Below are 6,761 nucleotides of genomic sequence, written 5' to 3'. Positions count from 1 at the left end.
TACTATTTACCAACACTACTTGACATAGAGCCGGTTTTTTTATGTCTATATATAGGTGAATTGGGTTAGACAGATGAACATGGGTTCTATAATTTTTTGTGTTGGTGTAGACCATTAGCGCTATTTTTAGGTGTTGTTGGTTTGAAATATGAACATGAGCCTACACACTTTATGGTGTGGGTGAAAAGATATGACTTTGTTCATTTACAATTTTTTAAATTAATTTTTTCTCCAATGAATTTTATAAATTTACAATTATTGGGCTGGCACCTAATTTAGTTATGATGGTGTTCAAATGATATAGGCCATTGATTTTGAGTTATATCACTCATTATGTTGGCAGCAGTTTATTCAGGTGCTTCAACAATAGTTTTGAGGTTATCTTATGGGAGTAAAATTTCTACTTTTCATCAAAAACCAAGTAAACAATGCTCAGTTTTTTATAAAACTATGCAGTTATTATTATGGTTTATACAATTTAATTAGATATATTAGTATATTAATATTATTATAAATAAAATTTATTAATTGATTGACTTGTAATCGTTTCCATGTTAATATATTTTTCAGTATAGTATAAAAAGGAGGAAAGTGATGGTTGTCTTTCGTAAGAGTTTTAATTTTTATTTACATTTACCAATAGCTTATTATTCTAGAGATACAATTCTCGATAGTCCTTTTATGTTAGATTTTTTATATGACCGGTCAGAAGCTGATCATTATAGTAATTTTCCTTTGATTTATTCATTCGATCAATATTATTCTCATGTCGAATGTGTGATGAGAGGTTTCTTAGTACGTGAAGCTTTATATGAATTAGTAGATAGCTGGCAGTATATTCAAACACAAGATAAAATTAAATCTAATAAATTGTGCACTCAGTTAATTCGAATGAAGCCATATTTTAGTGGATTGACTGATTTATTATACGGTAAGAAGGATAGTTTCTTGCATAATGTACCTTTAGAAACACTTCATCAATTTTTCGAACAATATTCTTTCGATGAATTTGTGAACCTTATTAAACCCTATTGTGAAATTGTTGATGCTAATCATTTTACTGAGAAGAAATTTTCGCTTATATCATATGTTTTTTCAAACGAATATCTAATTAATCGGTCTATTAAAGCGAATTGTATTTATTTAGAAGATTTATTAGAAAATGTAACACTTTGTGAAAGTATTTTAGAACGTTTGAACAAACCAGAATTAGCCTATATACTAAATTATTTTTTATATTTTATTAATAAATAATTTTTATGCAAACACTAGCTAAAATACTATATATATGGTACTATGTTCAATGTGAACACTACATATAGTATTTGGGGTGATGAGAATGGTAGTGGATTTAAACAAAAAACAAATTAATTTTGATAGTTTAACTGTACAAAAACGTGATGGCAGAAAAGAAAAATTCAATTTAAACAAAATGATTTTTAGTTTAAAACGTTCCGGGCATCACAATGCAGATGACAAAATTGCCGAAATATCAAACCGTATTTTTCAGGCCAATGAAGATAGTATGATTAAGAGTAGTTCCATAAAAGAGATTATATCTTCTGTAAATCAAATAGACACTGAAGATAAGTTTGCAAAAAAGATTTCTCAAATTGAAGAAAAGGCTACTAATTTAGAGTATCAAGTTAACCTACTACGTTCTCGCAACTCACAAATTGTGAATGAAAATGCTAATAAAGATAGTCGTGTCTTTAATACTCAAAGAGATTTAACAGCTGGTGTACTTTCAAAAGTAGTCGGGTTAGATTTATTGCCTGAAAGGGTCAAAAAGGCTCATTTAAAAGGTCAAATTCACTATCATGACTTAGACTATCATCCGTATGCACCGATGACTAATTGCTGTTTAATAGATTTTAAACAAATGTTTGAGAATGGTTTCCAAATCGGAAATGCTCACGTAGAATCACCAAAATCAATTCAGACAGCGACTGCTCAAATGGCGCAAATTATCGCTAATGTGGCTAGCAGTCAATATGGAGGTACTAGTGTTAATCGTATTGATGAATTGTTAGCACAATATGCAGAGCTTAATTATAAAAAGCATCTTAAAACTGCTGCCGATTGGATTGAAGATGCTCAGAAACAAAAAGAGTTTGCGATTAAACAAACTAAAAAAGATATATATGATTCAATGCAAAGTTTAGAGTATGAAATCAATACATTATATACATCTCAAGGACAAACACCTTTTACTACTTTAGGATTTGGACTAGGAACGTCCTGGTACGCTCGTGAAATTCAAAAATCAATTCTTAAGGTTAGAATTTTAGGATTAGGTAAAGAAAAACGTACAGCGATTTTTCCTAAATTAGTCTTTACTTTAAAGGATGGAGTGAACTTAAAATCTACTGATCCAAACTATGATATAAAGCAGTTAGCGTTAGAATGTTCTACTAAGCGGATGTATCCAGATGTGTTAATGTATGATAAAATTGTCGAATTTACAGGAAGTTTTAAAGCACCGATGGGGTGTCGTTCTTTTTTACAAGGATGGCAAGATGAAGAGGGCAATCAAGTCAATGAGGGACGAATGAATTTAGGTGTCGTGACCTTAAATTTACCTCGTATTGCGATTGAATCGATGCAATCGAAAGATCGTTTCTGGGAACTATTAGATGAACGTCTGTCAATTTTAGAAGAGGCCCTAGTATATCGTGTTGAACGTGTAAAAGAAGCGTTGCCTGAAAATGCACCCATCTTATATCAACATGGTGCTTTTGGTAAACGTCTAACAACAAATGATTCGGTAGATGAAGTTTTTAAAAACCGTCGTGCGACCGTATCAATGGGTTATATTGGACTTTATGAAGTAGGGACTGTCTTTTATGGTCCTAACTGGGAAACGAACGCTGAAGCCAAGCAATTTACAGTAGACATCTTAAAATATATGAAAGCATATGCAGATAAATTAGCTAGACAATATGGCTATCATTTTAGTATTTATGGCACACCTTCAGAAAGTTTAACCGATCGTTTTTGTCGGATGGATCAAGAGTTTTATGGTATGATTCCCGATGTAACAGATAAAGATTATTATACTAATTCCTTCCACTATGATGTTCGAAAACAACCAACACCTTTTGAAAAGCTAGATTTTGAATCAGAATATTTACCCTATACTTCAGGTGGATTTATTAATTATTGTGAGTATCCTAATATGCGTCAAAATCCTAAAGCTTTAGAGGCTGTTTGGGATTATGCGTATCAAAAAGTGGGCTATTTAGGTACCAATACACCGATTGATCATTGTTATGAATGTGGATATGATGGTGATTTTAAACCAACCGAAAGAGGGTTTCAATGTCCTCAATGTGGCAATCGTAATCCTGAAACTTGTGACGTCGTAAAGAGAACATGTGGTTATTTAGGAAATCCACAGTTAAGACCAATGGTAAAAGGACGTCATAAAGAAATTTCTGCTCGTAAAAAACATATGAAAGGTTCTTTATAATGAAGAATCCACAACCCAAAGAATGGCGTGCAGAAGATTGGTCACAACATAAAATTGCCGATTATAAGCCATACAACTTTGTCGATGGTGAAGGGGTCCGTTGTAGTTTATATGTTAGTGGTTGCTTATTTCAATGTGAGGGCTGCTATAATAAAATCATTCAAAATTTTAATTATGGTACTTATTATACTCAAGAATTAGAAGACCAAATTATTAAAGATTTAGAGGCTTCTTATTGCCAAGGATTAACCTTGTTAGGAGGAGAACCATTCTTGAACACTAAGGTATTATTGCGTCTTTGTAAGCGAGTAAGAGAAACGTATGGTGATACTAAAGATATTTGGTCGTGGTCTGGTTATACTTGGGAAGAATTACAGCAAGAAACAGATGATAAATTAGCATTACTTGATTATGTTGATGTCTTAGTGGATGGACGGTTTATTTTAGCAAAATGTGATTTAACTTTACGTTTTCGTGGGAGTTCAAATCAACGTATAATCAATGTGAAAGAAAGTAAAAAGCAAAATAAAGTGGTTTTGTATTATCAAGATGACGAGATATCAACAATGGGAACAGAAGAATGAACGTATTGCGATTAAATGATGAAACAAGATTAATGGATATCAAAGAATAAACGTATCGCGATTAAAGATGGAGTTATTTATCAATTAGGGAGTGGCAGCTCAAACCTAATTGATAGATAACTTTTTTTTGAGTAACGGGCAAGCATGAGCTATCTAAAGTGCCGTGCGGATACTTTGTTTTGACCCTCATAACAATATAAAAGCAAGGGATGATTTTATAAAACTTGCTAAAAAGTAATCTTTACTATATAATAGGTAATAATTACTATTTAAAGAAGGTGTTAACATGTGTGTTAATATTTTAATGGAATGTAAAGAGACAGGTGAGCGCATGTATTTAACTAGTAAGAATAAGCGTAATAACCCTGAACGTTTAGAATTGAAAAAATACTCACCTAAGTTGAGAAAACGCGTTATTTTTAAAGAAGTGAAAAAATAAGGAGAATGTATGGCAAAAAAATCAAAAATTGCAAAATATCATAATCAACTCGCTATGATTGAACAGTACGCCCAATTGCGACAACAATTAAAGCGTAATAACGATTACCAAGCGCTGGCAAAATTACCAAGAAACGCCAGCCCCATTCGCTTAAAAAGAAGAGACTGTCTAGATGGTCGTCCTCGAGGGTATATGCGGAAATTTGGTTTATCAAGAGTTAATTTTAGACAACTTGCCCATCGTGGTTTAATTCTAGGCGTTAAAAAGGCAAGTTGGTAGAGTCTAGTGGTAAAGAGTCAAGTAAAAATATGGACGAAAATCACGAATAAAATTGAATTATGAGCGCACTGAACTAAGCCCCCAAAAAACCTGTTTTTTTAGGGAACGTTTAAAAGGAAATCGTCAAATAACATTCGTGTTATTTACTCTATCCGCTCCTTTTGAGGCGTATAAAGTTGGTGATTGCGTAGTAGCACATCCACCAGACGCACTAATTTTCTTGCTGTTAAGACAATGGCTCGTTTGTGTTTGTGTTTCGGGGTTTCATTGTATTTCTTTTGGTAGTAAACCTTGTAATCAGGATCATACCTTCTTACAGAGTTGGCGGCTTCAACTAAGTAATAACGTAAATATCGATTGCCCCTTTTTGCCAGATGTGTATTTTCAGACATCATTTTTCCTGACTGTTTATGTGGCCAGTATAAACCAGCAAATTTTGCGATTTGAGCTTGATTAACAAAGCGCTCAATTTGACCAATTTCAGCAATGATACCTCCCGCATAGACTTTACCAATACCTGGAATACTTGTTAAGCATTGATATTCAGGGAGTGTATCGACAATATCTTCGATGGCCTTGTCAATTTCTTTAATTGATTTTTCAATACCACGAATTTGTCGCACTAAAATACTCAGCACACAATCAACGGATTCCTGGTGAGTTTTGCTTAGTCGATAACTCCCACGAATTGCTTTTGAAATACTCTTAGCGATTTTTTCAGGATCATTAAATCGACCTCGGCCCAGTTGATTGACGAGTGCTCCCAAGTCTTCAAGAGAGAGGGCGTTTAAATCATCAAGTGTATACTGGGTTGTCATTAATTCAATGATGGTGGCGCTCAACACACTATGATGTTGATTATCTTGTTTTAGTTCTTTTGATAAGGTATTACATTTGTAATAAATATTTTCGATAAAATGTTGTTTTGTACGAACTAAATCTTCCACCAATTGAAACCGGGTGCGTGTAAGATGTTGAAGTGCAATATACTGTTCTTCTTTTAAAATGGCAACGCCGTATCGATTAACGCGAAAGTAATCGGCAATATAAAAAGCGTCAAGTTGGTCGTCTTTGCTCTCTTCAAACACTTCCCGATATTTTTTAATTTTATTGGGTTGTTCGACAAAGACGGAGGTATTGAGCTGATTTAATGTTTGATCTTGGTGAAAAAACATTGCAGGGTGGAAACTATAAAGCGATGTGGCTTCCATCCCAATCACAATTTGTTGGATGTTAAGTTCTTCAACGTACTTTAAAATAAGCTCTTTGATTTGATTAGCCCCCAGTTTGTCATTGTTAAAACATACTTGTTTTAAGACAGGGAGTTGATCATCATTGGTTAAAAAACAAACATCTAATTCAGTTGAGCTAACATCTAAACCGACAATTAATTTCATGGAAGGAACCTCCTTTCATCAATTATTTGGAAATGCTTGGTTACTGTGGGATATCCCTGAACACCATCCCTTACAACACCCTTGCCTAATCGAATTTAATCACAATTTACCCAAGCCGCCGGAAAGAACTACTATTTATTCCGTGGGTAAGCAGTGGAAACAGCTAGTGAGTTGGTTGTTTGCGGGGATGGGTCGGGTCACAGACTCAAAAAGTAGTCTTGCTACAAGGAGGAATTGTGTTATCCCGTCGTCCCTTCCAAGACCTATTATTCAGGAATATGACACAATAACCAAGCAATATGATTAATATTCGGGTTTTTAATGATTTTCCCATTAGTAAAAAAAGATCTTTAAATATATATTACAAGGAGGAATCGAATGAAATTAAATGTCTCAAGTGCTTATCGATATTTAGAAAGTCCGAATCGAAAAACAAGAAAAAGAGCACTGGCAATAATTAAACAAAGTAAAAAGCAACGTAAAGCGTCATAGTCAGAAAAATTAGAGCGTAAAGTTAATTGACTGACGAAAATTGACCATGAACAATAAGATTATATCTAGCGATAGCTTGGTGATAATAAATATAGAAA

7 protein-coding genes are annotated in these 6,761 nt (G+C 33.5%); 6 read left to right on the top strand and 1 reads right to left on the bottom strand.

Features of this window, described 5'->3' with window-relative positions:
* Positions 1-594 precede the first annotated feature (594 nt).
* From HMPREF2811_RS06430 to rpsN, 5 genes are all read left to right on the top strand, one after another.
* Positions 595-1,254, top strand: coding sequence for a hypothetical protein (locus HMPREF2811_RS06430; RefSeq protein WP_071408626.1), 660 nt, complete (start codon positions 595-597; stop codon positions 1,252-1,254).
* Between the two features lie 85 nt (positions 1,255-1,339).
* Positions 1,340-3,472 (top strand): anaerobic ribonucleoside-triphosphate reductase, encoded by a 2,133-nt coding sequence (gene nrdD / locus HMPREF2811_RS06425; RefSeq protein ID WP_071408625.1) that lies wholly within the window; start codon positions 1,340-1,342, stop codon positions 3,470-3,472.
* The gene (nrdG, locus tag HMPREF2811_RS06420; RefSeq protein ID WP_071408624.1) at positions 3,472-4,056 is read left to right on the top strand and encodes an anaerobic ribonucleoside-triphosphate reductase activating protein; all 585 of its coding nucleotides are present in this window, start codon (positions 3,472-3,474) and stop codon (positions 4,054-4,056) included. The genes nrdD and nrdG overlap by 1 nt, the downstream gene beginning before the upstream one ends.
* Positions 4,057-4,342: 286 nt before the next feature.
* Complete coding sequence (rpmG, locus tag HMPREF2811_RS06415) at positions 4,343-4,495, top strand: 50S ribosomal protein L33 (RefSeq protein ID WP_071408623.1); 153 nt, start codon at positions 4,343-4,345, stop codon at positions 4,493-4,495.
* A 9-nt stretch (positions 4,496-4,504) separates the two neighbouring features.
* Positions 4,505-4,774, top strand: coding sequence for a 30S ribosomal protein S14 (gene rpsN, locus HMPREF2811_RS06410; protein ID WP_071408622.1), 270 nt, complete (start codon positions 4,505-4,507; stop codon positions 4,772-4,774).
* 143 nt (positions 4,775-4,917) lie between these two features.
* On the opposite strand, the gene HMPREF2811_RS06405 is transcribed toward rpsN, so the two are convergent.
* The gene (locus HMPREF2811_RS06405; RefSeq protein WP_071408621.1) at positions 4,918-6,171 is read right to left on the bottom strand and encodes an IS110 family RNA-guided transposase; all 1,254 of its coding nucleotides are present in this window, start codon (positions 6,169-6,171) and stop codon (positions 4,918-4,920) included.
* Positions 6,172-6,549: 378 nt separating this feature from the next.
* On the opposite strand from HMPREF2811_RS06405, the gene HMPREF2811_RS11220 reads away from it, so the two are divergent.
* A complete protein-coding gene (locus HMPREF2811_RS11220; protein WP_141749271.1) occupies positions 6,550-6,663 on the top strand; it encodes a putative metal homeostasis protein in 114 nt (37 codons plus the stop codon).
* The last annotated feature ends 98 nt before the right edge of the window (positions 6,664-6,761 follow it).

It is taken from the genome of Globicatella sp. HMSC072A10 (assembly GCF_001811625.1).
GTDB classification, from domain to species: Bacteria; Bacillota; Bacilli; order Lactobacillales; family Aerococcaceae; genus Globicatella; species Globicatella sanguinis.
Note: the sequence above shows the minus strand (reverse complement) of the source record. Positions and strands in the feature narration are given on the sequence as shown.